Source organism: Rhizobium sp. NFR03, assembly GCF_900111275.1.
Lineage (GTDB): Bacteria > Pseudomonadota > Alphaproteobacteria > Rhizobiales > Rhizobiaceae > Ferranicluibacter.
This window is the reverse complement of record NZ_FOGR01000004.1, coordinates 136,377-161,524: the sequence shown is the minus strand read 5'-3', so window position 1 is coordinate 161,524 and position 25,148 is coordinate 136,377. Positions and strand designations below refer to the sequence as shown.

Here is a 25,148-nt window from a genome sequence, read left to right as displayed (position 1 = left end):
ACGAAACCTGACAGTGACCAATATTAATGTAATAACATTACGATTTGGTATTTTGTCAAGTGGCGGGGAGCGAATCGGCACCATGCGCGTTCGGGCGGGTCGCGTGGCTCGCTGTCCCTGAAAATGGTCACGCACAAGATGTCGCAATGACACACAATAGGAACTGTGGCATTCGAGAGGCATGACGTTCTGGCGCCGCATCATCGCTGACAGACAATCGGGAGCCCTTCTGGGCGTCCTGCTGGCGCTGTCGTTTGCGATTCAGACGCTTGTGACGGGATGGTCGAGTGCCGCTATGGCAGCGCCGGATCCCCTGTCGATACTTTGTGCGGCCGAACATGGGGCGCACCGGCCGGCCGATGACCACCAGCATCAGGAATGCCCTTGTAGCAAGCTCTGTCATGCCGGCGTGCATGCACAGCCGGTGCTCGCGCCGTCCGATGAATCTAACCTGCCCATCCGGTTTTCCATCGCGGTGGAGACGCGCACGGATGCCGTCTTTCCTCCGTTCGCCTCCACGGATGTCAGGCGATATGACGCGCAGGGCCCGCCGGCTTGAAAAGCACCGAGCGGGCGCATGTGCCCGCTCTCGGCGGCAAAGACATCACGCGCGCTTTCGCCGCTCTGGATGTCGACCAGCCTCAAGCTTTTTCCGGCCATTCCGCTCGTCTCTCGACGTCGGGACGCGGCCCATTCCCAGGATTACCGATGACAGACCTTACCGCATCCCGGCAGGAAGGCGTGTCCGCGCTTGCTGTCGATACATACCGCGCCATCTGGCGATGGCATTTTTATGCCGGCCTCATCGCCGTACCGTTCATGATCCTGCTCGCCGTTACCGGCTCTCTCTACCTCTTTCGCGACGAGATCGATCGCACGGCGTTTGCATCACGGACGGTGGTTGTCGAGGAGACCACCCCGCAGCAAGCGCCCAGTGCCCTGATTGCCAAAGCGCAGACACTCTATCCCGACGCACGGGTAAAGGCCTATCGGCCGCCGGTCAGTCCGACGGCTTCGGCCCGGGTGACATTCGCGACGGAGGCGGGCGCAGCTTACGTGTTTCTCAATCCCTATACGGGCGCCGTCCTCGACACGATGCTGAAGACGCAGGAGTTCAACGAGGTGGTGCGCAAACTGCACAGCCTTGAATATCTCGGTGCCTATGCCAACCGCGTGATCGAGGCGATGGCGGGGTTCGCGATCATCCTCGTGGTCTCCGGCCTCTATCTCTGGTGGCCAAGGCGACAGACGGGCGGCGTCCTGACAGTGCGGGGAACGCCGTCGCGCCGGGTCTTCTGGCGCGATACACATGCGGTAACCGGCGCAATTGCCGGCGGGTTCATCGCCTTTCTCGCGCTCTCGGGCCTGCCCTGGTCCTCCTTCTGGGGCGGCAAGCTGACAGAGTTGACCGTGGCGACGGGCACCGGCTATCCCGCCGCACTCTGGGATAGTGTGCCCACATCGAGCGAACATGCTCAGCATGCCATGCAGACGGTCGGCTGGACGATGGAGGCCTCGCCGATGCCGATGTCGCATCACGCAATGGCTGCGGGCGACACAGCGAGGGGTGCTCCCTTCGATATCGACAGGATCGTCGAGATTGCGCGCGAGCGCGGCATGACGGCGGGATATGAGGTCACACTTCCTACTGACGCCACAGGCGTGTTCACCACGGCCGTTTATCCCGACGATCTGTCGAAGGTGCGAACGATCCACATCGACCAGTACAGCGGCGCTCCGCTGGTCGATATCGGCTATGCGGATTACGGACCGGTCGCCAAGGTCACCGAGTTCGCGATCAACGTCCATATGGGACAGGAATTCGGCCTGTTGAACCAGTTGCTGATGCTGGCGACCTGTTTCGCGATCATCCTTTCTTCGGTCGCCGCCGTCGTCATGTGGCTCAAGCGCCGCCCGTCTGGTCGCCTCGGTGTTCCCCCCTATCCCGCGAGCCGTAGCGTCTATGGTGTCTTGTGGGGCATGGCGGTCGTCTTCGGGGTCCTGTTTCCGCTGTCGGGCCTGCTGATCGTCGTGATGGTTGCCCTCGACATCCTGCTCATCCGCCGCGTGCCTGTTTTGAGGCGCATGTTCGCGTGATGACGAAAGGGCCCGCTCTTACGAGCGGGTTCCTTTTGCGGCACTCTCACAGTTGCGGAAACGCATCATAAGGCTGGCAGCGGCGACTGGCGGGCCTGCGTGGTCAGGCGGATCGCGGCATTGGCCGCTCCAAGCCCGCGATAGCCGCGCCGCTCGACGATCTCGAAAAAGAACCCGCCTTCCAGAGTGCCGAGATAGATCTGGAAATACTCGCCGTCGTCGTCGCGGTCATAGAGGATATCGCCTGCACGCATGGCAGCGAGTGTCTCCGGCGGGATGTCGAACTTCGCATCGAGATCGTCGTAGTAATTTCCGGAGATGGGCAGCAGGGAAACGCCGCTGGCGCGCAGGGCCTCGACCGTCGCAAAAATGTCGGCCGTTGCGAAGGCCACATGCTGGACGCCCGGGCCGACGAACTGCGACACGAAGCGCGACGAGAGCGTGCGCATGGATTGCGAGCCGTTGAGAACGATGCGCAGGCTGGCGTCGTCGTTTTGCAGGACCTGGCTGAGCACGAGGCCACCGGGATCGGGCACCTCGACTGGCGGCAGCGGCTTCAGGTCGAAGATCGAGCGATAGAACAGGGTCCAGGAAAGAATGTCCTCGTAGCGCACTGTCTGGGCGATATGATCGACCGTCTTCAGGCCAGCACCGGAATGTCGGTTCCAGCCGGGTTCGAGTTCAAAGTCCGTTTCCCATTGCCGGTCGAGCGCCGCATCCTCGGGCACGAGATGCAGGAGGCTGCCGCCCATGCCGAACAGGGCCGGCAGTTCCAGTTCACCGGGACCCACAGGTTGTTTATAAGGCGTTGCCAGAAGGCCCGCCGCTCGCGCCATGCCCTGCTGCACGTCTGCCATGCGCAGCCCAAGCGCCGAGACATTCGTACCGTGCACGACATAGGCGGAATGCGCCATTCCCTCGGTCTCCGTGTTGATGACGACGCGCAGGTCGTTCTGCGTGTAGAGATCCACATCCTTGGAGCGATGACGGCCGGCATGGCGGAAGCCGATGGACGTGAGCAATGCCGATAGCGGCACGGCGGATTGCATGTCGGTCGCAAACTCGACGAAGGATATGCCTGCGGCGCGCGCTGGCGGCGGCAGAGGGTTCGGCTCTGAGGGACCCTTGACCGCACGCCCTTCGGCCTTCAGCCGGTCCATCATGTAGATCAGCGAACGCCGCCCGTCGATGGCCGTCTGCTGGGCCGAGCCCGCGCGGAACTGGTCGTTGAAAATCTCGAGCGAATAATAGCCGTCGTAACCGGTGGCCTCTATGGCGGCCATGAAGTCGGCCACGGGAAGGTCGCCCTGGCCTGGCATGTTGCGATAGTGGCGGCTCCAGGACAGGAGGTCGAGATCGAGTTTCGGCGCGTCGGCCATCTGCACGATGAAGATCTTTTCCCTGGGGATGGAGCGGATCGAGGCGCTGTCGATGCCGCGCGCCAGCGAATGGAAACTGTCGAGGATCAGACCCACCTGCGCGTGATCGGCCCGCCGCACGATCTCCCACGCATCCCGGTGATCGTTGATATAGCGCCCCCATGCCAGCGCCTCGTAACCAATGCGAACGCCGTGCTCGCGGGCGATATCGCCGAGTGCACGGAGATCGTCTGCCGCGCGGTCGATGCCGCCGAGCGCGAGCGGGGAGACGTTGGAGCAGATGAGAATAAGGTCGGTGCCCAGCTCGTTCATCGTCTCGAACTTGCGTTTCGCCCGCTCGAAGGCGCGGCTGCGCTGGGGTTCGGGTAGGCCTTCGAAATCGCGGAAGGGCTGGAACAGGCAAATCTCCAGGCCTGCGTCGCGAACCATCCGACCGACGTCTTTTGGCCCGTGATCGAAGGCGAGAAAATCGTTCTCGAAGATTTCCACGGCGCCGAAGCCGGCAGCCGATATCGCTGAGAGTTTCTCGGACAGGTCGCCGGAGATGGACACGGTGGCAATCGAGGTTTTCATCGGCGTGTTCCCTGTTCAGCGATCGGCGTCATGGTTGAAGGTTTTTCAGGTACCGCTGGTACCCATGGAAGCGAAGTGCGCGAGCATGCGCGCGGCGTCCGGCTCGATACCCGTGAAAAGACGGAAAGCACCCACCGCCTGGAAGACCGCCATCCCCCCGCCATCGACGGTGGCGCAACCCTTGGCGCGAGCAACCCGCAAGAGCTCTGTCTCCAGCGGAAAATAGACGATCTCTGCGACGAAGTGACGGGGGCCGAGGAGATCGGCCGGGAGCGGCAGGCCGGGATGCGCAGCCATGCCTGTGGGCGTGGCATGCACGAGGCCGGTGGCGTTTGCCATGGCGGTCTTCAGATCGTCGCCAACGACGACGGCAGCATTTGGAAACAAAGGGGAAAGCCGTTGTGTCAGGGCTTCGGCGCGCGCGACGTCATTGTCGAAGATGGTGAGATGCTTCGTGCCCAGCTGCAGCATGGCATGGGCGACGGCTGCCCCGGCGCCGCCTGCTCCGAGCTGAACGGCGGAGGAGAGGTCTGCCTGCGGCAACGCGCGGCGGAAGCCTTCCGCAAAACCCGAGCAATCGGTGTTGTGTCCGATCCGGCGGCCATCCCTGAGGACAACGGTGTTGACCGCGCCAAGTGCTTTGGCCTCCGGCGATAGCGCGTCCAGGTGCGGGATGACGGCTTGTTTGGCCGGATGCGTGACGTTGACGCCTGCAAAACCGCGATCCTCGACATCACGAAGAATGTCGCCGAGCGCTTTGATTCCGGCATCATGGCCGTCCTTCGGGTCCGCGCCGAGGCGGTCGAGGTCTATCAGCTCGTAGGAGAGGGCCAGCCCGTTCGCCCTGCCTTCCGCTTCATGCAAGGCGGGGGAGCGCGAGAGCTGAATGCCGCTACCGATGAGTCCGACCTGTATCGTGCGGGTGGATGGATCGAGCGGGGGCGCGAGCATGGTGACCTCCTTCGTATGGCTGATAGGAGCGGCAAGGCGGAGCAGCCCGCCCTGCCGCTTGCTGTTTTACTGGCCGCGGATCGTCTTCAGCTGCGAGAAGACAGCATCGACGGTTTCTGCGCCGATCGTGTCGCGGAACTGGGTGACAACCGGCTCGACGGCCTTGCGGAACGCGGCAAGCTGTTCGGCATTCGGTTCCACGACCTCCATGCCGCTCTTCTTGATCTCGGCCAGGAAGCCGGCATTGGCATCGCGCGAGGCCTTGCGCTGATAGTCGCGCGCCTGCGTGGCGGCATCCTGCAGCAGCGCCTGTTCTTCGGGGTCCAGCTTGTCCCAGAACACCTTCGAGACAATCACGATCTGCGGGTTATACTGGTGGCCCGTCAGCGTCAGGTACTTCTGCACCTCGGTGAACTTGGCGTTGACGATGTTTGCGAGCGGATTTTCCTGCCCGTCGACCGTGCCGGTTTCCAGCGCGCTGTAAAGCTCGGGATAGGGCAGGGGAATGGCGTTCGCGCCGAGCGTGTTGAACGTGGCCAGCGGCACCGCCGATTGGACAGTCCGGATCTTCAGGCCCTTGACGTCTTCGACCGTGTTCACCGCGTGACGGTTGTTGGTGAGATGGCGGAAGCCGAGCTCCCAGAAGCCGAGGCCGACGAGGCGCTGGGCGGGCAGGCGGGCAGCGAGATCGTTGCCGACCGCACCGTCCATGACGGCGTCCGCTTCCTCAGGCGTGCCGAACAGGAACGGCAGATCGACGACGCCGAACTCCTTGACAGTGCCGGAGAGGATGCCGGCGTTCATCACGCTCATCTCGACAATGCCGCCCTGTACGGAGGCGAGCGTCTGGACGTCGCCGCCGAGCGTTCCGCCGGGAAACAGCTTCACCTCGATCTTGCCGCTGCTCTTTTCCTTCACGATCTCCGCAAAGCGCTCCATGCCCATGACCTGCGGGTGGCCCTTCGAGTTCTGGGCGGCGAACTTGATCGTTCGCTCGCTGATCTCGGCATGGGCGCCGGCAGCGCCGAAGAGTGAGGCTGCGGCCAGAAGGGCTGCGATGGATTGGGTCAGTCTCATGGATTTATCCTCCGGGATAACGGCGCCTCCCGACGCCTTGGTTGCTTTTCATTCCCCGCCGGCCCCTCCCATGGATACCGGCGTGGCAAAGGCGAGATCAGCGCCCGGCGAAGAAGGCCGCCGGGCCGGTGACGAGAACGGGGAAGAGCACGAGCAGGATGAGCACGATCAATTGCGCGATCATGAACGGCCATACGCCCCGGATGAGTTTTTCCATCGATATCTTGCCGACGCCGCAGACGACGTTGAGGACGGTGCCGACCGGCGGCGTGATGAGGCCGATGGAATTGTTGATGATGAACAACACGCCGAAATAGACGGGGTCGATACCGGCCTGCTTGATAACGGGCAGGAGCACCGGCGTCAGGATGAGGATGGTCGGTGTCATGTCCATGGCGGTGCCGACAGCGACGATCAGGACCATGATCGCGATCAGCAGCAGCGTCTGGTTGCCCATCAGCGGCTCAAGCAGGGCAACCATGGCGCCCGGCAGATCGGCAATCGTGATCAGCCATGCCGAGACGGATGCTGCGGCCACCAGGAACATGACGATCGCCGTGGTTTTCGCCGCTGAGGTGAAGACGTCGAGCAGCATGCCCGGCGTTAGTTCGCGGTAGACCACCATGGCGACGAACAGCGAATAGACGGCGGCGACGACGCCGGCTTCCGTTGGAGTGAATACCCCGAACTTCAGGCCGAAAATGATGATGACGGGCAGCATCAACGCCCAGAGGCTCGAGACGAGCGCATGCCGGCGCTCCGCCCAGGATGCCTTTTCCGGCATGGCGAAGGTTTCCTTGCGGATGACCACCAGCCAGGCAACGCACAGGGCGGCGCCAATCATCAAGCCCGGCGCAATGCCGGCGAGGAAGAGCTTCGTGATCGAGACGCCGCCGACCACGCCATAAAGGATGAAGCCGATGGAGGGCGGGATGATCGGGCCGATGATGGCGGAGGACGCGATGAGGCCGCCCGAGCGGGCCGGATCATGGCCGGACTTGATCATCATGGGCATCAACAGCGCAGCGAGAGCTGCGGCATCCGCAACGGCCGAGCCGGAGAGGCTGGAGAGGACGCAGGCTGCGAGAATGCAGACGAAGCCGAGGCCACCGCGCTTGTGCCCGACGAGGGCGATCGCCAGATTGACGATGCGCTTGGACAGTCCGCCCTGGTTCATGACCTCGCCGGCCAGCATGAAGAAAGGGACGGCTATGAGCGTGAAACTGTCGGCGCCCTGCAGGATCGTCTGGGCGACGATCTGCCCGTCGAAAAGGTCCATGTGAACCATGAGCGCGATCCCCGACAGGATGAGCGCAAAGGCGATCGGCATGCCCAGTGCCATGGTGCCGAGAAGCGAGCCGAGAAAAACCGCGATGACCATTGTCGTTCCCTCTCAGCGACCGAACCCGGATGCGGCAGGAAGCGGCGGCGCCGGCGAACTGGTCGGCGGCGGCAGATCCTCGGATTCCTGCACCAGAGCGATGTTGGAAACATCCAGCCGACCGGTGAGGATGGCAAGCGTTTCCGAACCGAGATGCAGCAGAGCCGTCAGCGAGAAGATGACGGCGGGGATCATGAACCAGGCCATGGAGATACCGGCCGCCGGCGTGACCGCGCCCCATGTCAGCACCGACTGTGTCCATGCGCCTTGAAGCAGCAGCACGCAGGCGAGCAGCATCAGAAGATAGCCGAGGAGAACGCAGGCCTTGGCGAGTGTCGGCGGCAAGGCGCGGATCATCGTATCGATGCCGATATGGGCATGTTCGCGCAACGCTACGGCTGCGCCGAGGAAAATGAGCCAGACGAAAGCCAGCCGCGACATCTCTTCCGAGATCGTCAGGCCGCTGTTCAAGGCGTATCGCAGAACGACATTTGTAAAAACGAGGATGACCATCGCTGCGAGAAGCAGCGCGATGGAAACGCGCAGGAACGCGAAATACAGATCGACGACCCGTCTCATGATAGTCCTCCCATGCGACCGGCACGTCCCGCCGATCATCTGCTCCCGTCCGTCGATGCGGGATCCCTCCAGATCCTAAAACATCGCCGCGATGTCCTGTAGCCCGTTCAAGATGGCCCACAGTCTTTTCTCTACCATCGTGCCTCTCTCACCAAACGGCGCGTCGCGTCGATGGCGAGGGAACTCTCAGCCTCTTTCCGGCAAGAGCATCTTCGGCTAAAAGTGTACGAACCGGTTCGTTTAGTCAACGCGAAAAATTGTGTGATCTGGAAAGATCGGTGAATGACCCGATGGTTGGAACATGCAGAATGGTTGCGCCGGTCTTTGCGATCGGTCGTGTCCTGCGGCATGTGGGAGGGTGTTGAGGAAAATGGCCGACACAGAACGTTTTGACGAGCCGGAGGATCTGGACGCTGACGGACTGCCGGGCCGGCGCCGCGTGAAACAGCAGGACCGCACGACGAAGACGCGCGACGATATCCTGCTCGTCGCGCGCGAGGAATTTGCCGCGAACGGCCTTTCCGGCGCCCGCGTCGATGCGATCGCCGAGCGGACGCGAACGTCCAAGCGAATGATCTACTACCATTTCGGTTCGAAGGAAGGTCTGTACCTTGCCGTGCTTGAGCACGCTTATACCGGCATTCGAAAGGTGGAGGCGGAACTGCGGCTGGCGGACGGCGATCCTGTCGAGGCCATGCGCCGGCTGATCGGCTTTACGTTCGATTACGACGAGGCCAACCCGGATTTCATCCGCCTCGTGACAATCGAGAACATTCACCGCGCCAGCCACATGCGCCAGTCCTCCAGCCTTGGACGTCTCAACGTATCGATCATCGACACGATCGCCGCGATCCTTCGTCGTGGACAGGAAACCGGGGTCTTCCGCCGCGAGGTCGATCCGATCGACTTGCATATGCTGATCTCGTCCTTCTGCTTCTTCCGCATCTCCAATCGCCATACGTTCGGCCATATCTTCGGCCGGGACCTCGGCGAAGCTACCATGCGCAGCCGTCATCGCGTGTTGCTGCAGGACGCGGTGATAGCGCTGCTGAAAGACCCGCAACCTGGCGGGAATGAGCCGGAAGAAGCCTGACCGAACCCCGCCTTCGCGACGGTATCATGCGTTTTCAGTCGTACGGGTGCTTTCATGGAACATCGTCCCGGGTGTAAATACCGGGCATGATGCTGCGCTCCATGTCCGCCCGGAACTATCGTTCGCTGCGCTCGATCCGCATGGATCTGGGCGGCATCAATGTGTTCATCGGCGAAAATGGCGTGGGAAAGTCCAACCTCTATCGCGCCCTGCAACTCGTGCAGGCTGCCGTGAAGGGATCGCTCGCCTACGAGATCGCGGCGGAGGGTGGCATGGCGTCCGCGCTCTGGTCCGGGCCCCGACGTGTCGAAAAGAATGTCCGCATCAAGCTCGAAGTCGAAGTGCTGGACGAGGAGCGGGCGGTGACCTTCCACTACCGGGTCGAGGCGGGATTACGCCCGCCCAAGGCCGCGGCAGGCTTTGCCTTCGAGCCTCAGGTGAAAGAGGAGATGCTTTCGGTCGAGACTGGCGCGCGACCCGTGACGATGATGAAACGGGCCGGGCCGGGCGTGATGGTGCGCGGAGAGCGTGGACGGATGGAGGAGTATCCGCAGCCGGCAATGACCTCGGAGACGGCGATCGCGATGCTCGGCGATGCGGGACATTACCCAGAAGTGGGGACATTTCGCCGAATGGTCGAAGGCTGGCGTTTCTTCCATGGCTTTCGCACGGATCGGAATGCGGCGCTTCGTCAACCCTGCCTTGCCGTCACGGCACCACTTCTGGACGAGGACGGCGGCAACCTGGCGGCTGTCTTTGCGACGCTGGTGCACACCCGTGGCGAGACGGTCGAACTCGACCGGGCGGTTGCCGCGGCCCTTGGCGGCGCGAGGCTTCACGTGCCGGAGCCCGCGGAATTCGCAGAATTCGGCCTGATCTTCCCGGACTTTCCGCAACGTATTTTCCAGCCGCGCGAACTTTCCGACGGGCAGATTCGATTCCTTGCCCTTGCGGCCGCGCTGATGTCATACCGCCAGCCGCCGCTGATCGCGCTCAACGAGCCGGAGGCGAGCCTTCACCCCGATATGCTGCCGCCCCTTGCCGATCTCATCGCGACGGCCGCCGCCACCAGCCAGATCTGGATCGTCACACATTCCGAAGCGCTGGCCGCCGCCGTTTCCGAGCGCTGCGGAGCCCGGCCGAAACGCGTCATCCGCAAGGACGGCGCGACGTGGATCGAGGGCATGCGGCTCACCGGCGTTATCGAAGAATACGAGGAGGAGGACGAGGCGTAGCACCTGCTCGAACCGCTGCCTTGGTGGGTGCGGTGCGGTGTCACAGCCGACGCGGCAAGGCGTCGTTATTTTGCAACCAGCGTGATGACCATCATCCAACCGTCACACAGGACGGGTATGCCTCCCGCAGACAGTCTCCTCCCTACCCGAACGAGGTTTTTCATGCGGACTCTTCTTGCTGCGCTTGTTGCGACGACCATCCTTGCGGGCGCTGCCCAGGCCACAACCGTCTACCCGCTATCCCGTGCGACGATCCTCGCCGGCTCGCCGTTCGACTTCAAGATCGAATTGCCCGGCGTGGTAAAAGCCGAGGATGTGAAGGTCACCGTCAATGGTGAGGATTATGCAGCGGCGCTCGGTTCCGCTGCAGAGTTCGTTGCCGAGGAAAAGGGCAAGGACGACAAGGTTCTCGGCTCCGCCCTGATCCTGCGCGGCGCGCGCATCCTCAAGGCCGGCAGCTACAAGGTCGACGTGACCGCAGGCGGTGAAACGAAGTCCGTGACGTGGGAGGTGTACGAAACCACCGCGCAGCCGAAGGCAAAGAATGTCATTTTCCTGCTCGGCGATGGCCTCTCCGTTGCGCACCGCACCGGCGCTCGTATCATGTCCAAGGGCATGACGGAGGGCAAGGCCAACGGTCGTCTGGCCATGGACGACCTCGATCACATGGCGTTCGTCGGAACCTCGGCCACGGACGCGATCGCGACCGACAGCGCCAACACCATGTCGGCCTACATGACGGGCCACAAGACGGCCGTCAACGCGCTCGGCGTCTATGCCGACCGTACGCCGGCGAGCCTTGATGATCCCAAGGTCGAGACCATTGCGGAAGCGTTGCGGCGCACCACGAAGAAGGCGATCGGTGTCGTATCCACCGCCGAGATCGAGGATGCCACGCCGGCAGCCGTCGTTGCCCACACCCGCAAGCGCGCCGACAAGGCCGACATTGTCGGCATGTTCTACAAGGTGCAGCCGGACGTCATCCTCGGCGGCGGCTCCGCCTACTTCCTGCCGCAGGCGACGCCGGGCTCCAAGCGCAAGGACGACAAGGACTACATCCAGCTGTTCAAGGATGCAGGCTATGCGCTGGCGACCGACAAGAGCGAACTGGAAGCCTCGTCCGGCACCAATGCGGCCAAGCTGCTCGGCCTGTTCCATACCGGCAACATGGACTCGATTCTGGATCGGAACATCCTGAAGAAGGGTACGGTCTCCAAGTTCCCGAACCAGCCGGGCCTGGTCGACATGACCAATGCCGCGCTGACGCAGCTGTCGAAAAACGAGGATGGCTTCTTCCTGATGGTCGAGGGCGCTTCGATCGACAAGATGTCCCACCCGATGGACTGGGACCGGGCGCTGTATGAGACGATCGAATTCGACAAGGCCGTCGGCGTCGCGCGCGACTTCGCTGCCAAGAACCCCGACACGCTGATCGTCGTCACCGGCGACCATACCCACGGCGTTTCCGTGATCGGCACGATAGACGACGAGAAGCCGGGCACCGAGATGCGAGAGAAGGTCGGTATTTATGCCGATGCCGGCTTCCCGAACTACGAAGACAAGGATGGTGACGGCTATCCCGACAAGGTCGATCCGACACGCCGCCTTGCCGTCTTCTCCAGCAACTTCCCGGATTACTACGAGACGTTCCGTCCGAAGCTTGAAGGCCCGTTCGAGCCGACCGTACAAAACGAGAAGAAGGAATATGTCGCGAACCCGGCCTACAAGGACGTCCCCGGCGCTGTTCTGCGCGAAGGCAACCTGCCGAAGGCATCCGAGAGCGCCGTGCATGCTGTGGATGACGTCGTGCTTCAGGCAACCGGTCCCGGTTCGGAAGAGTTCAAGGGCTATATGGAAGAAAGCGACATCTACCGTGTGCTCGCCGACAGTCTTGCACTCGGCTCCCCGGACAAGATCTCTGCAAAGTAGAAATGAGCAGCCCGCCGTGCCGTTGCACGGTGGCGCTTGAGGAAACGACATGACGAAAACCGAGGCCCTGCGCCGTCGCACGTTTCTTGGCTTCATCGCGTCCGTGCCAGCGGCGGTCCTTCCGCCGCTGGCTTTCGCCGCTGACCCGGAGATCGGCTTCGACGATCTCTACGGCAGCGTCGGTGTGCTGGGCCTCACCTTCTCCGATACAGTGAAAGCGCTGAACGGGAAGGGCGTGACAATGAGCGGCTTCATGGCGCCGCCTTTGAAGGCCGAGGCGGCGTTCTTCGTGCTGACCGAGATCCCGATGTCGATCTGCCCCTTCTGCTCGTCTGACTCCGATTGGCCCGATAATATCGTCGTGGTCTATCTCGATCAGGCGCAGACCTTCGTCCAGCCGGGAACGCGGATATCCGTGTCGGGAACGCTGGAGGTCGGCACGTGGACGGACCCGGAGACGGGTTTCGTCAGCCGCCTTCGCCTTCGCAATGCGCGCTACTGGTCGGTCTGAGCGGATGCTGTCGCTTACGCTCAAGGATATTGCCGTCTCCTATGCCGGGCTTGCCTCACCCGTGCTCTCGGTTCCCGCCTTGCAGGTTGCAGCCGGAGAGAGCGTGGCGGTAACCGGAGCCTCCGGGTCGGGCAAGAGCACCTTCGTCAATGTCGTCTCCGGTCTCGAGCACGTCGGCGAAGGCGTTATCGACTGGGGCGGAACCGATCTCGTGCGTCTTGCCGAGCATCGGCGCGACCGGTGGCGGGCCGAGCATGTCGGTCTCGTCATGCAGGATTTCCATCTTTTCCCCGGATTGTCGGCGCTCGACAATGTCCTGCTCCCGGCGCGGCTTGCCTCGGCGGCATCTTCCGCCGTCAAGCGTCGGGGCCGAGATCTCCTGGCGGGAACGGGGCTTGAACGGCCCGGCCAGCCGGTCGAGACGATGTCGCGCGGCGAGATGCAGCGTGTTGCCATCGCCCGTGCACTCGTGCGCGAGCCGGGCATTGTCATTGCAGACGAACCGACGGCCAGCCTCGATGAGGAAAGCGGACACATCATTGCCGATCTGCTGATCGGTCTCGCGGGCGCTGCCGGAGCGACACTGATTGTGGTGTCGCACGATCCGGCCCTCATTTCGCGCCTGCCTCGACGGATCACGCTCGAACGTGGCCAGATCTCCCGTGACAGCAAGGCGGCTGCGATATGATCGGTTTCATCCTCGCAGACATCCGCCGTCACAAGGGCGGGACGATCGCCATCCTGCTGCTGGTCGCCTTCGCTGTGGCGCTCGCCGTCTCCGTAACGTTACAGGAGCGCGCCCTGCGGCTCGGCAGCGCCCGCGCAGCCAACGCGTTCGATCTGGTGGTCGGAGCGGCGGGCAGCGAAACACAACTGGTCCTGTCGTCCGTGTTTCTTCAGGCAGCGCCCCTGCCGCTGATGGAAGCCGCTGCGTTTCAGCGTCTGGCAGCCGATCCGCGCGTCGCCTTCGCCGCCCCCATCGGCTTCGGGGACTCTTTCGCGGGCTATCCGCTGGTGGGCACATCGACCGCCCTCGTGACGCATCTTTCACCGCAACTGGAGGAGGGTGCAGGCTTCCGGCAGGAGGGAGATGCGGTCATCGGTTCGGCGGTCGATCTTTCCATGGGTGCTGTGATCAAGCCCATGCACGGAACCGCGGAAGAGGGCGGCCATACCCATACAGGGCTTGCCTATGCTGTCGTCGGCCGGATGAAGCAGACCGGCACGCCATGGGATCGGGCGATCCTGGTTCCTATCCAGGCGGTGTGGGAGCTGCATGGGATGGGGCATGAGGAAGCCGGCCATGAGGAAACTGGCCACGAGGAGGCTGGCCACGAGGAGGCTGGCCACGAGGAGGCTGGCCATGAGGGCGGCGAGCACGAACATAGTGCCGATGCCGCAGCTCCTATCGACGAAGACTGGGCGGAACATGCGGCCGCAGTGCCTGCCGTCCTTGTCAAGCCGAAGACGATTGCCGACGCCTACAAGCTTCGTCAGGAATATCGCAGCGGCACGACCCTCGCGGTTTTTCCCGGTGAAGTGCTGACGCGGCTCTATGCAACGCTCGGAGATGCCAAAATTCTGTTGATGGCAGTGGCCGTCGGCACGCAGGTTCTCATCGCTGCCGCTCTTCTCCTCGTCACGATCATGCATGTCGGGCAGCGTCGGCGCCAGATCGGCGCACTGCGCGCCTTCGGTGCATCTCGCACGGTCGTGTTCCGGATCGTCTGGCTGCACCTCTTCACGATCAGCCTTGCCGGCATTTTCCTCGGCTTCGGCCTTGGCTACCTTGTGTCGGACATCATCGGCGGCATCGTCTCGCGGCAGAACGGCTTCACGATGCCTGTAGCTTTCGCTCGGGGAGACCTCGTCTTCGCAGCGGCTGTTTCGGCCTTTGCCGCTGTCCTTGCGATCGTACCGGCCATGCTCGCTTATCGCCAGTCGCCCGCCGCAGCCTTGAAGGGCTGAGACCTGCGGCAAGGCGTTTCTCCCGCCGTATAACGGGAACCATGACATGAAACGGCAGTTAGTGGCGCGATCCATCCGCCACGGCAAGGAGCATATCATGGCTGAAAAGACACTCGACAACCTGTTTTTCGACACGCTGAAGGATATCTATTTCGCCGAGAAGCAGATCCTGAGAACCCTTCCGAAAATGGCGCGCGCCGCGCAGTCTGAAGAAGGCAAACAGGCCTTCCTCAAGCACCGCGACCAGACCGAAGGCCAGATCGAGCGCCTTCAGCAGGTGTTCGAGTTGATCGGCAAGCCCGCCCGCGGCAAAACCTGCGAAGCTATTCAGGGCATCATCGCCGAAGGCGAGGAAATCATGGAGGAATACAAAGGCTCCGTTGCCCTCGACGCAGGTCTTATCTCCTCCGCACAGGCCGTGGAGCATTACGAGATCGCGCGGTACGGCACCCTGAAGAGCTGGGCTCGTCAGCTTGGTATGGATGAAGCCGTAGCGCTGATTGATGCGAACCTTCAGGAAGAAATGGAAACGGATCAGCTCCTGACGCAGCTTGGCGAGGCCTCCGCGAATCCCAAGGGCGCGAAACAGAACGCTGCCTGAGCAACGAAGCGCTGAAAAAGAGAAGGCTCCGGATCTCTCCGGAGCCTTCTGATCGAGCGGGGGTCGCGCTCATTCGCAGGTGTTGGCAAGAACAAGATGCACAGAACGAACTTCAGGGCCCTCCACATCGAGCATCACGCCGCGCTTGGCGCGTATCATCAGGGTGCGTTGCATGGCACCCCAATCGGGTGGCCATGGCGCAGTTCCCGAGCGTTCCGAGATCGTCCGGTATCGCACGGCACGGGAACTTTACGCGCTACTGCATGCCTTTACGCCGGCTGGATCAGATCATTTCAAGCGCAATCCCTTGCCGGCCTCAACCACGTTGCCCATGAAGACCATTTCGATAGCATCACCCGACGGGCCGGAAAGGCGCAGGGTCTCGGCAATGGTGGTCCGGCTCAGGGCAGATGTTTCCGGTTTTCAAAGATGGGCGGTCGCCGTCAGGCGGTTACAGCTGATCGTTCGAGAGGAAAGACAAGCAAGGTTGATGTCGCGCTGGCGCAAAGGCGGCCATCGCGATCCGTCAGCGTTGCCTCGGCGAAAGCCGCGCGCCGGCCGATCGAGAGAATGCGGCCTTCCGCGCGGACGGGACCGCTCGTCTCGGTCAGCGGGCGGTGATAGGCGACTTTGAGTTCCAGCGTCGTATAGCCTTGTTCTGCCGTCAGCTTCGAATGGACCGCGCAGCCGCATGCACTGTCGAGAAGCGTCGCGGCATAGCCGCCATGCACCGACCCTATCGGGTTGTAGACGCTACGATCGGGATTGCCCTCGAACACCGCCCGGCCTTCCTCGATCTCGATGAGGGTGAACCGCATCGTTTCATTGATCGGCGGCGGGCTGTTGCTGGCCAGCATGGCCTGCAACTGGGCGAGACCTGTAAGGCCAGCTTCATTATTCCTGAGGACGTCCATGCTTTTCCCTGTCTGTCGATGAGAGTGTCCGAGCGGTTCCGGAAGGACCAGCGAACCGTCAAAGCCGCAGCATGCCAGGCCAAGCGTGGTTCAGCGCCGTCGCTGACGGGATCCGGGTGCGGGCCGTTGATTCACCTCCTCCTAAAGGTGCAAGGACTTTAATATGACGGTTGTCATAAAACAAGGTACTTGGCTTGGCGCGCGGTTGCGCCTTGTCAAACGATGCGACCGCAAATGGCGAATGAAGCGAAGGGTTCAGGATTCTCGCGTAAAGGTATCCATGAACGGAACTGTGCGGAGGACCTCGCCCGAGGAATCGCAGATCTCTACGACCCGGCCGGAGATATCCCTGCCACCGAGAATAGCGTCGCTCATCAAGGCGCGTACATCCTTCACAGCTTGCGTTTGCGCGATGTCCAGATCGCGGAGGTCTGTGCCCTCGTCATCAAGGATCGTGCCTGCCGCGGTGACGATGTTGAAATAGAATTCCGTCATTTGCACTCCGTGCTCGAAGAACTTGTCAGGGCAAGCCAAGGTTCCTGCGGAAACCCCACGGTTAACGGCACGGCGGCATCCCGTTTTCTGGCGGGGGTTCCGGTAATGGCGGAAATCTTCGGCTATAGGCACAAAAAATCTCATATTGTTATAGTACAACCCAATTTTTGGGGAGGTAAGATGTGTAGAAAGTAAGTTTCTGTTACGATTTCAGTTAGCCGATGCGGCGGCTTGACGTGAATGATAGCTAAAGATAACGGATGCGATACATGACGCTGCGCCGTCACCTCGAATTCCGGACCTGTAATCATGACTGAAATCTACAAGAATTCTGCGCAGCCGATCGAGGGCCGCGTTGCCGATCTTCTTGGCCGTATGAGCATCGAAGAGAAGATCGCGCAAATGCACGCCTTCTGGCTGTTGCTCTCGGAAGACGGCCGCCACGCGGTGCGCAGCGACGAATTCACCGGCGCAGACGATGCGGGTCAGCTGAAGGAGAAGCTGTCTTTCGGTCTCGGGCAGATTACAAGGCCTCTCGGCAGCCGCCCGGTCGATGCTGCTTCCGGCGTTCGTGCTCTGAACAGGTTGCAGAAATTCCTCGTTGAGGAAACACGGCTCGGAATTCCTGTCATTTCGCACGAAGAATGCCTGTCCGGCATCATGGCGCAAGGTGGCACTCTCTTCCCATCCTCGCTGGCCTTCGGAGCGACCTTCGATCCCGACCTGATCGAAGAGGTCGGCAAGGTCATCGGTCAGGAGGCCCGCTCGATCGGCTGTCGGCAGGGGCTCGCGCCCGTACTCGACGTCGCCCGAGATGCGCGCTGGGGCCGCACGGAGGAGACGTTTGGCGAGGACCCGTATCTCGTCGGGCTCATGGCTTCTCGCTATGTTCGGGGCCTGCAAGGTCCCGACCGCGACTTTCTGGCGACGCTGAAGCACTATGCCGGGCACTCCCTCTCGGAAGGCGGGCGCAACCATGCGCCGGTCAATCTTGGCTGGCGGGAGTTGAACGACACGTTCCTGTTGCCGTTCGAGATGGCGGTGCGGCTCGCGGATGCCGGCTCGGTCATGCCCGCCTATCACGACATCGACGGGGAGCCGTGCCACGCTTCGCATCATCTGCTGACGAAGGTGCTGCGCAAGGATTGGGGTTTCGATGGTCTTGTCGTCGCGGACTATATCGGCGTCAGCCTTCTCTACAAGCATCACGGCGTTGCGGCGGATGCGGCGGAGGCGGCAGCGCTCGCCTTCAATGCCGGCCTTGACGTCGAGCTTCCGGGTGACGATTGTGCCGCCCATGTGAAGGATGCTCTTTCGCGCGGACTGATGAGCATCGACACGATCGATGCGATCGTGCAGCGCATTTTGACCGAAAAGATGCGTCTCGGCCTCTTTGAAAAGCCATATGCGGATGAGGGTGCCATTGCGCTGCAGACGCCGGAGGCTATCGACGTGGCGCGGCGCGTGGCCGAGCAGTCGGTTGTCATCCTGTCGAACGATGGCGTTCTTCCTCTGGCCGAGGGTAAGACCATTGCTCTGATCGGCCCGACGGCCGACGATCCGCTGGCTCTTCTCGGCGACTATTCTTTCCCCGTGCACCTGATCGTCAGTGATCTCACCGATGCCGCAGCGACGGTGGTTACGCCGCGTGCCGCCTTCGAGGCGCGCTTCGGCAAGGAGCGCATCCGCTACGCCAAGGGTTGCCATATTCTGGAGACCCGGCAGTCCGGCGCGCCGGTGTTTCCCGGTGATGTTCCCGATATGACGACGCTGTCGCAGACCTCGCCTGTCTCGACACGCCTCGACCTCATTCCCGCGGCCGTCGAGGCTGCGCGGAAAGCCGACGTGGCGATCGTCTGTGTTGGCGATCTCTCCGGGATCTTCCAGACGGGCACCGTTGGCGAAGGTTCGGACACCGATACGCTGGCGCTGCCCGGCGTTCAGCAGGCCTTGCTGGAAGCGATCGTCGCGACCGGAACCCCCGTCGTCGTCGTTATCACCTCGGGCCGGCCCTATACGCTCGGCGGGCTGGAAGACCGTGTCGCCGCGCAGGTCATGGCCTTCTTTGGCGGTCAGGAGGGTGGATCGGCTCTTGCAGACGTGCTCACTGGCGCCATTGAGCCTTCGGGCCGTCTTACCGTATCCGTTCCGCGCAGCGGCGGAGCGGCACCTTACTTTTATAACCACAAGTTCAAGAGCGCGGGCACGCCGGTGGCTCGGCATTTCGGCAGCCGCTATCCATTCGGCCACGGTCTCGCCTATACCGACTTCGTCTACGAGGACATCACGCTCGACCGGACGAAGATTCAGAGCGACGGCGGCAGCATCGGTGTTTGCTTTACACTGCGCAATGCAGGTCAGCGGGAGGGAACCGAGATCCCGCAGCTCTACGTTCGTGATCTCGTGTCATCGGTCGTTCGCCCCATCAAGGAGTTGAAGGCGTTCCGCCGTGTGCATCTGGAGCCGGGCGAAAGTGCCTGCGTTTGCTTCCGCATTCCCACGGACATGCTGTCCTTCACGGGGCCGGAGGGTGTCCGCATCGTCGAGCCGGGCATGTTCGAGTTGATGGTCGGGTCTTCCAGCGCGGCCATCCACCTGCGCAGTCAGATCGAGGTCGTGGGCCCGGTGCGCCGGATCGAAGGTGACTGGAAGATGGTCAGTCGCGCCTGCGTCAGTCATCCCTGAGGTCGGGTTGACGGGCGAAGTTTCGAGGCAGGACGGCGGCGCTCCAGCCTCTCGTTACTTCGCGGTCGGCGGTTTCGCCGACCAGACGAAGGCCGCGCCCGCAAGAAGCAGGACGCTGGTGCCGATGAAGACCACGGGCATGCCGATATGGCCGCCGATGAAGCCGCCGAGGAGCGGGCCGGCGACCTGACCGACATATTGCGATGACACGGAGAGGCCGAGCGCCGTTCCCGCGGAGCGATCCGGAACACCATGCCGGATGACGGCGGCGATGCACGGAAGAAGGCCGCCCAGCGCGACGCCCATGAGGAAGCGCAGGAGGATCAGCTGCCAGGCGCTGGTGACGAATGCCTGCGGCACGAGCAGGATGCCCGCCGCGACGAGGGCGCCCGCGATCACCGGCCAGTGGCCGATACGGTCGGCAAGCCGGCCGAGGCGTGACGCCGACAGGATGCTGCCGAGGGCAGCCGTGGACATGACAAGGCCGGCCCACAGGGTGACGGTTTCCGGTGTGTCGACCAGTTGGGCGACATAGACCGTGATGATCGGCTCGATCGACATATTGGCGAGCATCAGCAGCATGCCGGTGGCCAGCATGGCGATGACGGGTGCCTTATCCGGTATTGCTGCCCAGCCGCCGCCGGCCTTCGCGGCCTGCCTGTGGCCGGGCACGGTCTCCTCCTTGATCAGGAATGTCGTCGCCAGGAAGGCAAAGAAGATGAGCCCGCCTGCGGCGAGAAAGGTGTTGCGAATGCCGATCAGCGGCGGAAGCACGCCGCCGATCAGCGGCCCTACGAGATTGCCGGCCATGATGCCGGAAGAGAGCATTCCGAGCGCCCAGGCGGAACGGTCCCGCGGCGTCTGCGTGGCAACGAGGACCATGGAGCCCGAGGAATAGCCACCGGCGAGGCCCACGAACAGTCGCAGGGCAACGAGCTGCCAGACGTTCTCCGCAACGCCCATGAGCGCGATGGCGATCGTCATGCCGAGGCTCGCCCGTACCAGCATCAGCTTTCGTCCATAGATATCGCCAAGGCGACCCCAGAGCGGCGCGACCAGCGCAGCCGCGAAAAACGTGGCGCCATAGGCGATCCCGGACCACTGAACGATGCTTGCATGATCGCTGACGCCAAGCTCTTCCACGTAAAGCGGAAGAAAGGGGAGGAGCAGCGTCATGGCGATGATGGTGGTGAACGAGCCCGCAAGCGATACCCCGAGGTTTCGCTTCCAGTGGATCGAGCCGCCTGAAGCCGCACCCGGATTTGCGTCGGTCATTGTTCCCGCCTGTTTAAGGTAGGGACGCCGTACGTCCGACGGTTTGGCGCGTCAAGTGGTGCTCGCCGAAAGTTAGGGGGTGCAGTTCTGAAGATCGGTCGTTTGCCACGGGCAAGATGGGGCGAGCTGGAATACTCTGTTGGTCTCAGGAATTTAGCTTCAAGGGCTTTGGGCCCCCGTAGGCCCAGTCGAGCAACTCCACGGTATGAACGATGGGGATGGCTGTCGCCGAGGCAATCTGGGTAAGGCAGCCGATGTTACCGGCAGCGATCACGTCCGGCTTCGTCGCCTCAATATTCTTCACCTTGCGTCGCCTGAGCGTGGCGGAGATGTCCGGTTGCAGGATATTGTAGGTCCCGGCCGAGCCGCAGCAGAGATGACCTTCCGCCGGATCGCGCACGGTGAATCCCGCCGTCTTCAGCAAAAGCTTCGGCAGAGCGGTGATCTTCTGCCCATGCTGCAGCGAACAGGCGGAGTGATAGGCCACGACGAGATCACGTTTGGGCAAGGCTTCGAGATGAAGCGTGGCAAGGTATTCGGTAATGTCTTGTGCCAGTGCCGAGATCTTCGCGGCTTTTTCCGCGTAGAGCGGATCGAGACGCAGCATGTGGCCGTAATCCTTGATGGTTGTGCCGCAGCCCGATGCCGTGATCAGGATGGCGTCGATCCCGCCTGCATCGATCTCCCGCATCCAGACGTCGATATTGCGACGGGCAAACGCGAGGGCTTGTTGCTCGCGGCCCATATGGTGCACCAGCGCACCGCAGCAGCCTTCGCCCTTTGGCGTGGCGATGGCAACGCCGAACCGGGTCAGCAGCCGAACCGTCGCCGCGTTGATGCCGGGGTCGAGCGTTGGCTGGGCGCACCCCTCCAGCAAAATGACGCGACCGCGGGTAAGAGCACTGTCAGGCGGAACGGCTCTTTCCGGTCTCTTCGCTGCATGACGCGGCGCAAGATCGAGCATGGCGGCGAGCGGCGCGAGAGGTGCCGCGCGACGTAGCAATGGCGCCAGCGGCCGCGCCACACGGGCGAGTGCCAGTGCGGCACGGAAGCGGGCGGGATAGGGCAGGACGGCTGCGAGCAGGCTGCGGATCAAGCGGTCTGCGAGCGGGCGTCTGTAGGTTTGCTCGATATGAACACGAGCATGGTCGATCAGGTGCATGTAATCCACGCCCGAAGGGCAGGTGGTCGTGCAGGCAAGGCAGGAAAGACAGCGATCGATATGCGTTACGACCTCGCGGTCGGCGGGCCGATCGTTCTCCAGCATGTCCTTGATAAGGTAGATGCGCCCGCGCGGGCTGTCGAGTTCGTTGCCGAGCGTGACATAGGTCGGACAGGTGGCGGTGCAGAAGCCGCAATGGACGCAGCGCCGCAGGATCTTTTCAGATTCCGCCACATGCGGATCACTCAGCTGCGCCGGTGTGAAGGACGTCTGCATCCGTCGCTATCCCCTCATGCCCGCTATCTGCATAGTCTTCCGGATATCGGGTGCCATCCTGCCCGGCGAGAAAATTTCGGCCGGGTCGAGCTTGGCCTTGATGCGCGCCGACAATGCCGCGATGGCCACCGGCTGCGGCTCGAACGCGGAGATGGCCACGCGCTGAGCGGCGGATGCGCGCATCAGCGTCGCATGCCCGCCTCCGATGGCCGCAATGGTCCGGCGCAGGACATCGGCCTGCGGTTCGCCATTCATCTGCAACCAGACGAGCCCACCCTGCCAGTCGTAAAGCGCATCCGCCTCGGCTTTTTGCCGAAGCGCCGCAACCAGACGGTGGCCCGCGGTCGGCGCGACGGACACCCGCCAGAGGGGCCTATCCTGAAATGTCTGAAAAGGCGCGACATCGCGGATGGCGCGCCAGAGCCGTGCGCTTTCTGCCGCATCCACCGTCACGGTGGGTGCAAATGCCGAAAGTCGGGCCGCCAGTGAGGTGGCGCGGACGGCGACCGACGCAGAGAGGCCTTCCAGCCGCAGAGCCGTTATGGCTGTATCCTCGCCGAGAACACCCGAGAGAGACGCTGCCGATGCTCGCGGAATATGTGCCGCACCGGAAACGTCGGCCGGCTGCGCCATGGCCGCCGCCATCGCGTTCGTGGCTGTCGCATCATCAAAGCCGTAAAGCACGATGGTGGCCTGCGTTTCCGGCCGTGGAAGCACACGGAACGTGACCTCCGTGACGAAGCCGAGTGTGCCGTGCGAGCCCGCGAGCAGCTTGACAAGATCAAGCCCTGTCACATTCTTCATCACCCGCCCGCCGGCACGGATTGCCTCGCCGCGCCCGTTGACGAAGCGCAGGCCCAGCAAGCTGTCCCGCGCGGCACCGGCCGACAGGCGCCGCGGGCCGGAGGCATTGGACAGGAACACGCCGCCGATGGTTGGCTCGCCCTGCGTGCCCATCATGCCGCGATGGTCGACCGGCTCGAAGGCGAGCATCTGGTTGTTGGCGGAAAGAGCTGCTTCGATCTCGAACAGCGGTGTTCCGGTGCGTGCCGTCATCACCATCTCGCCGGGTTCGTAGTCCACGACCCCGCAAAGGCCGGTGGAACAGAGCTCGGCATCCGCAGCGACGCAGTTGCCGAGACCCGAGCGCGTATTGCCGCCGATGACAGACAGCGCCATTCCCGTTTCCAACGCCTGTCGGATCACGTCGCGGGCTTCATCCTCGCTCTGAGGGCGATAATGGTCGGTCATGCGGCGGGACGTCCCTCAAGAGGGAAGACTTTGGACGGGTTGAGCAGCCAGCCGGCATCGAACGCGTAGCGAACCGCCATCTGCTGGTCGAGATCGGCCTGCGAAAACTGGAACCGCATCAGGTCGCGCTTCTCGATGCCCACACCATGTTCGCCCGTCAGGCAGCCGCCCGCTTCCACGCAGACCTTCAGGATCTCGTTGCCTGCTGCCTCAGCCTTCGCGGCCTCTGCCGGGTCGTTGGCGTCGAACAGGATCAGAGGATGCATGTTGCCGTCGCCCGCATGAAAAACATTGGCAACGCGCAGGCCGAGCCCGGTGCAGATCTCTTCCGTCCGCTGCAACACATGGGAGAGCTTACCGAGCGGCACCGTGCCGTCCATGCAGATATAGTCGGCAATGCGACCAGTCGCGCCGAAGGCCGACTTGCGGCCTTTCCAGATCAAGGCGGCCTCCGTCGCCGACTGGCTTTCGCGCACCGTCATCACACCGTGGCGGCGGGCGATTGCGACGATGGCGGCGAGCATCGCCTCCATCTCCGCCTCCGACCCCTCGACCTCGATGATCAACAGCGCGCCGACATGCAGGGGGTAGCCGGCCTTGGCGAATGCCTCGCAGATCTCGATGGCTTGTTTGTCCATGAACTCGATGGCGACAGGAATGATGCCGGCGCCGATGACATCGGCAACGCAGGCGCCGGCCTCATGCGACGTGGCAAAACCGAAGAGCACGGGTCTGGCCCCTTCCGCCTTCGCGAGGATCCTGACGGTCGCCTCGGTCACGACGCCGAGCTGCCCCTCCGACCCACAGACCAGCCCGAGCAGGTCGTAGCCCGCCGAATCGAGATGACTGCCGCCGAGCGTGATGATCGTACCGTCCATCAGCACCATGGTCACGCCGAGCAGGTTGTTCGTTGTCACGCCATATTTAAGACAGTGCGCGCCGCCCGAGTTCATGCCGATGTTGCCGCCAATGGTGCAGGCAAGCTGGGAACTCGGATCCGGCGCATAGAAGAACCCTTCGGGTCCGACGGTTTCCGAAATCGACAGGTTCGTCACCCCGGCCTGCACGCGCGCCACCCGGTTCTCAAGATCGACCTCGAGGATGGCGGACATGCGCGATAGTCCCAGCACCACCGCATCCGGCTGGGGAATGGCTCCGCCACAGAGCGACGTGCCCGCTCCGCGCGGCACGACGGGAACGCCGTTTCGGTTGCAATAGTCAAGGACGGCGGACACTTCCTGCGTCGTTCGGGGCAGGGCGACGGCGAGCGGCAGTTGTCGATAGGCGACATAGGCATCGGTTTCGAAGGGCACCAATTCGCGCGCTTCATGCACCAGCCCGCCATCCGGCAGGAGGCGGCCAAGATCCGCGATGATCCTCTCCCGCTGCGACAACACATCGGCCCGCGGCGGCAGGAAGGCTATGGGCTGCGACACGGTCTCTCCTCCCCGTGGGTCATGCTTTTCGCATCAACGCTACGAGTATAGGCATCCCAGCGGCCTGCGCGAGCGGAATTGCAGCAAGGGGCATAAAAGAACGACGTGTTGCGTCACATTCAGGTCAGGGATCCCAGTCCTTGCCTGGCAGGGGTTTGCTGCTTTCTCTTATGCGAGCGGTTTTCGACCGGGCGAAGAGACGAGACAGCAGGCCATAATGCCGCATCATCCCGGCAAGGCTGGGAATGCTTAGCCTCGGCTGTGGTTGGGTCGTCTCACG

General features: G+C 62.8%; 21 protein-coding genes. 10 read left to right on the top strand and 11 right to left on the bottom strand.

What is annotated here, in order from left to right:
• The first annotated feature begins 181 nt into the window (after nt 1-181).
• Both BSG19_RS13995 and BSG19_RS13990 read left to right on the top strand, forming a co-directional pair.
• Entirely contained in the window at nt 182-559 is a 378-nt protein-coding gene (locus BSG19_RS13995) for a hypothetical protein (RefSeq protein WP_092988648.1), read from the top strand.
• A 149-nt stretch (nt 560-708) separates the two neighbouring features.
• Nucleotides 709-2,097 carry a PepSY-associated TM helix domain-containing protein gene (locus BSG19_RS13990; RefSeq protein WP_092988647.1) on the top strand — a complete coding sequence of 463 codons (1,389 nt, stop codon included), beginning with the start codon at nt 709-711 and terminating at the stop codon, nt 2,095-2,097.
• Nucleotides 2,098-2,162: 65 nt separating this feature from the next.
• On the opposite strand, the gene BSG19_RS13985 is transcribed toward BSG19_RS13990, so the two are convergent.
• The 5 genes from BSG19_RS13985 to BSG19_RS13965 all read right to left on the bottom strand — a co-directional run bounded on the left by BSG19_RS13985 (nt 2,163) and on the right by BSG19_RS13965 (nt 8,037).
• A complete protein-coding gene (locus BSG19_RS13985; RefSeq protein WP_092988646.1) occupies nt 2,163-4,049 on the bottom strand; it encodes a bifunctional sugar phosphate isomerase/epimerase/4-hydroxyphenylpyruvate dioxygenase family protein in 1,887 nt (628 codons plus the stop codon).
• A 45-nt stretch (nt 4,050-4,094) separates the two neighbouring features.
• Complete coding sequence (locus BSG19_RS13980; protein ID WP_092988645.1) at nt 4,095-5,000, bottom strand: shikimate dehydrogenase; 906 nt, start codon at nt 4,998-5,000, stop codon at nt 4,095-4,097.
• 66 nt (nt 5,001-5,066) lie between these two features.
• A complete protein-coding gene (locus BSG19_RS13975) occupies nt 5,067-6,077 on the bottom strand; it encodes a TRAP transporter substrate-binding protein (RefSeq protein WP_092988644.1) in 1,011 nt (336 codons plus the stop codon).
• A 97-nt stretch (nt 6,078-6,174) separates the two neighbouring features.
• Nucleotides 6,175-7,458, bottom strand: coding sequence for a TRAP transporter large permease subunit (locus tag BSG19_RS13970; protein ID WP_092988643.1), 1,284 nt, complete (start codon nt 7,456-7,458; stop codon nt 6,175-6,177).
• 12 nt (nt 7,459-7,470) lie between these two features.
• Nucleotides 7,471-8,037: a TRAP transporter small permease gene (locus tag BSG19_RS13965; RefSeq protein WP_092988642.1), complete on the bottom strand. Its 567-nt coding sequence runs from the start codon at nt 8,035-8,037 to the stop codon at nt 7,471-7,473.
• Nucleotides 8,038-8,407: 370 nt separating this feature from the next.
• On the opposite strand from BSG19_RS13965, the gene BSG19_RS13960 reads away from it, so the two are divergent.
• The 7 genes from BSG19_RS13960 to BSG19_RS13930 all read left to right on the top strand — a co-directional run bounded on the left by BSG19_RS13960 (nt 8,408) and on the right by BSG19_RS13930 (nt 15,374).
• Entirely contained in the window at nt 8,408-9,130 is a 723-nt protein-coding gene (locus BSG19_RS13960; protein WP_092988641.1) for a TetR/AcrR family transcriptional regulator, read from the top strand.
• A gap of 86 nt (nt 9,131-9,216) precedes the next feature.
• On the top strand, nt 9,217-10,365 hold the full coding sequence (locus tag BSG19_RS13955; RefSeq protein WP_092988640.1) for an AAA family ATPase: 1,149 nt from the start codon (nt 9,217-9,219) through the stop codon (nt 10,363-10,365).
• 162 nt (nt 10,366-10,527) lie between these two features.
• Complete coding sequence (locus BSG19_RS13950) at nt 10,528-12,294, top strand: alkaline phosphatase (protein ID WP_092988639.1); 1,767 nt, start codon at nt 10,528-10,530, stop codon at nt 12,292-12,294.
• Nucleotides 12,295-12,343: 49 nt separating this feature from the next.
• On the top strand, nt 12,344-12,805 hold the full coding sequence (locus tag BSG19_RS13945; protein ID WP_092988638.1) for a hypothetical protein: 462 nt from the start codon (nt 12,344-12,346) through the stop codon (nt 12,803-12,805).
• Nucleotides 12,806-12,809: 4 nt separating this feature from the next.
• Nucleotides 12,810-13,493, top strand: a complete 684-nt coding sequence (locus BSG19_RS13940; protein ID WP_092988637.1) for an ABC transporter ATP-binding protein — start codon at nt 12,810-12,812, stop codon at nt 13,491-13,493.
• Nucleotides 13,490-14,773, top strand: coding sequence for an ABC transporter permease (locus BSG19_RS13935; protein ID WP_092988636.1), 1,284 nt, complete (start codon nt 13,490-13,492; stop codon nt 14,771-14,773). Before BSG19_RS13940 ends, BSG19_RS13935 begins: the two co-directional genes overlap by 4 nt.
• 97 nt (nt 14,774-14,870) lie before the next feature.
• Nucleotides 14,871-15,374 (top strand): YciE/YciF ferroxidase family protein, encoded by a 504-nt coding sequence (locus BSG19_RS13930; RefSeq protein WP_092989068.1) that lies wholly within the window; start codon nt 14,871-14,873, stop codon nt 15,372-15,374.
• A gap of 443 nt (nt 15,375-15,817) precedes the next feature.
• On the opposite strand, the gene BSG19_RS13925 is transcribed toward BSG19_RS13930, so the two are convergent.
• Together BSG19_RS13925 and BSG19_RS13920 are read right to left on the bottom strand one after the other, a co-directional pair.
• A complete protein-coding gene (locus BSG19_RS13925) occupies nt 15,818-16,288 on the bottom strand; it encodes a PaaI family thioesterase (RefSeq protein WP_092988635.1) in 471 nt (156 codons plus the stop codon).
• Between the two features lie 255 nt (nt 16,289-16,543).
• Complete coding sequence (locus BSG19_RS13920; RefSeq protein WP_092988634.1) at nt 16,544-16,783, bottom strand: DUF6894 family protein; 240 nt, start codon at nt 16,781-16,783, stop codon at nt 16,544-16,546.
• A gap of 309 nt (nt 16,784-17,092) precedes the next feature.
• Between BSG19_RS13920 and BSG19_RS13915 the strand changes: the two genes are divergently transcribed.
• Nucleotides 17,093-19,468: a glycoside hydrolase family 3 N-terminal domain-containing protein gene (locus BSG19_RS13915; protein WP_092988633.1), complete on the top strand. Its 2,376-nt coding sequence runs from the start codon at nt 17,093-17,095 to the stop codon at nt 19,466-19,468.
• A gap of 54 nt (nt 19,469-19,522) precedes the next feature.
• On the opposite strand, the gene BSG19_RS13910 is transcribed toward BSG19_RS13915, so the two are convergent.
• The 4 genes from BSG19_RS13910 to BSG19_RS13895 form a co-directional block, all read right to left on the bottom strand.
• Nucleotides 19,523-20,743, bottom strand: coding sequence for an MFS transporter (locus BSG19_RS13910; protein WP_092988632.1), 1,221 nt, complete (start codon nt 20,741-20,743; stop codon nt 19,523-19,525).
• Between the two features lie 145 nt (nt 20,744-20,888).
• Nucleotides 20,889-22,181: a glycolate oxidase subunit GlcF gene (gene glcF, locus BSG19_RS13905; protein WP_092988631.1), complete on the bottom strand. Its 1,293-nt coding sequence runs from the start codon at nt 22,179-22,181 to the stop codon at nt 20,889-20,891.
• Between the two features lie 6 nt (nt 22,182-22,187).
• Nucleotides 22,188-23,432, bottom strand: a complete 1,245-nt coding sequence (gene glcE / locus BSG19_RS13900) for a glycolate oxidase subunit GlcE (RefSeq protein WP_092988630.1) — start codon at nt 23,430-23,432, stop codon at nt 22,188-22,190.
• Nucleotides 23,429-24,868, bottom strand: coding sequence for an FAD-linked oxidase C-terminal domain-containing protein (locus tag BSG19_RS13895; RefSeq protein WP_092988629.1), 1,440 nt, complete (start codon nt 24,866-24,868; stop codon nt 23,429-23,431). The genes glcE and BSG19_RS13895 overlap by 4 nt, the downstream gene beginning before the upstream one ends.
• Nucleotides 24,869-25,148 lie beyond the last annotated feature (280 nt).

Coding starts and splice junctions, on each gene's coding strand:
- BSG19_RS13995 (WP_092988648.1), top strand. CDS start 182: ATGACGTTCTGGCGCCGCATCATCGCTGACAGACAATCGGGAGCCCTT.
- BSG19_RS13990 (WP_092988647.1), top strand. CDS start 709: ATGACAGACCTTACCGCATCCCGGCAGGAAGGCGTGTCCGCGCTTGCT.
- BSG19_RS13985 (WP_092988646.1), bottom strand. CDS start 4,049: ATGAAAACCTCGATTGCCACCGTGTCCATCTCCGGCGACCTGTCCGAG.
- BSG19_RS13980 (WP_092988645.1), bottom strand. CDS start 5,000: ATGCTCGCGCCCCCGCTCGATCCATCCACCCGCACGATACAGGTCGGA.
- BSG19_RS13975 (WP_092988644.1), bottom strand. CDS start 6,077: ATGAGACTGACCCAATCCATCGCAGCCCTTCTGGCCGCAGCCTCACTC.
- BSG19_RS13970 (WP_092988643.1), bottom strand. CDS start 7,458: ATGGTCATCGCGGTTTTTCTCGGCTCGCTTCTCGGCACCATGGCACTG.
- BSG19_RS13965 (WP_092988642.1), bottom strand. CDS start 8,037: ATGAGACGGGTCGTCGATCTGTATTTCGCGTTCCTGCGCGTTTCCATC.
- BSG19_RS13960 (WP_092988641.1), top strand. CDS start 8,408: ATGGCCGACACAGAACGTTTTGACGAGCCGGAGGATCTGGACGCTGAC.
- BSG19_RS13955 (WP_092988640.1), top strand. CDS start 9,217: ATGATGCTGCGCTCCATGTCCGCCCGGAACTATCGTTCGCTGCGCTCG.
- BSG19_RS13950 (WP_092988639.1), top strand. CDS start 10,528: ATGCGGACTCTTCTTGCTGCGCTTGTTGCGACGACCATCCTTGCGGGC.
- BSG19_RS13945 (WP_092988638.1), top strand. CDS start 12,344: ATGACGAAAACCGAGGCCCTGCGCCGTCGCACGTTTCTTGGCTTCATC.
- BSG19_RS13940 (WP_092988637.1), top strand. CDS start 12,810: ATGCTGTCGCTTACGCTCAAGGATATTGCCGTCTCCTATGCCGGGCTT.
- BSG19_RS13935 (WP_092988636.1), top strand. CDS start 13,490: ATGATCGGTTTCATCCTCGCAGACATCCGCCGTCACAAGGGCGGGACG.
- BSG19_RS13930 (WP_092989068.1), top strand. CDS start 14,871: ATGGCTGAAAAGACACTCGACAACCTGTTTTTCGACACGCTGAAGGAT.
- BSG19_RS13925 (WP_092988635.1), bottom strand. CDS start 16,288: ATGGACGTCCTCAGGAATAATGAAGCTGGCCTTACAGGTCTCGCCCAG.
- BSG19_RS13920 (WP_092988634.1), bottom strand. CDS start 16,783: ATGACGGAATTCTATTTCAACATCGTCACCGCGGCAGGCACGATCCTT.
- BSG19_RS13915 (WP_092988633.1), top strand. CDS start 17,093: ATGACTGAAATCTACAAGAATTCTGCGCAGCCGATCGAGGGCCGCGTT.
- BSG19_RS13910 (WP_092988632.1), bottom strand. CDS start 20,743: ATGACCGACGCAAATCCGGGTGCGGCTTCAGGCGGCTCGATCCACTGG.
- glcF (WP_092988631.1), bottom strand. CDS start 22,181: ATGCAGACGTCCTTCACACCGGCGCAGCTGAGTGATCCGCATGTGGCG.
- glcE (WP_092988630.1), bottom strand. CDS start 23,432: ATGACCGACCATTATCGCCCTCAGAGCGAGGATGAAGCCCGCGACGTG.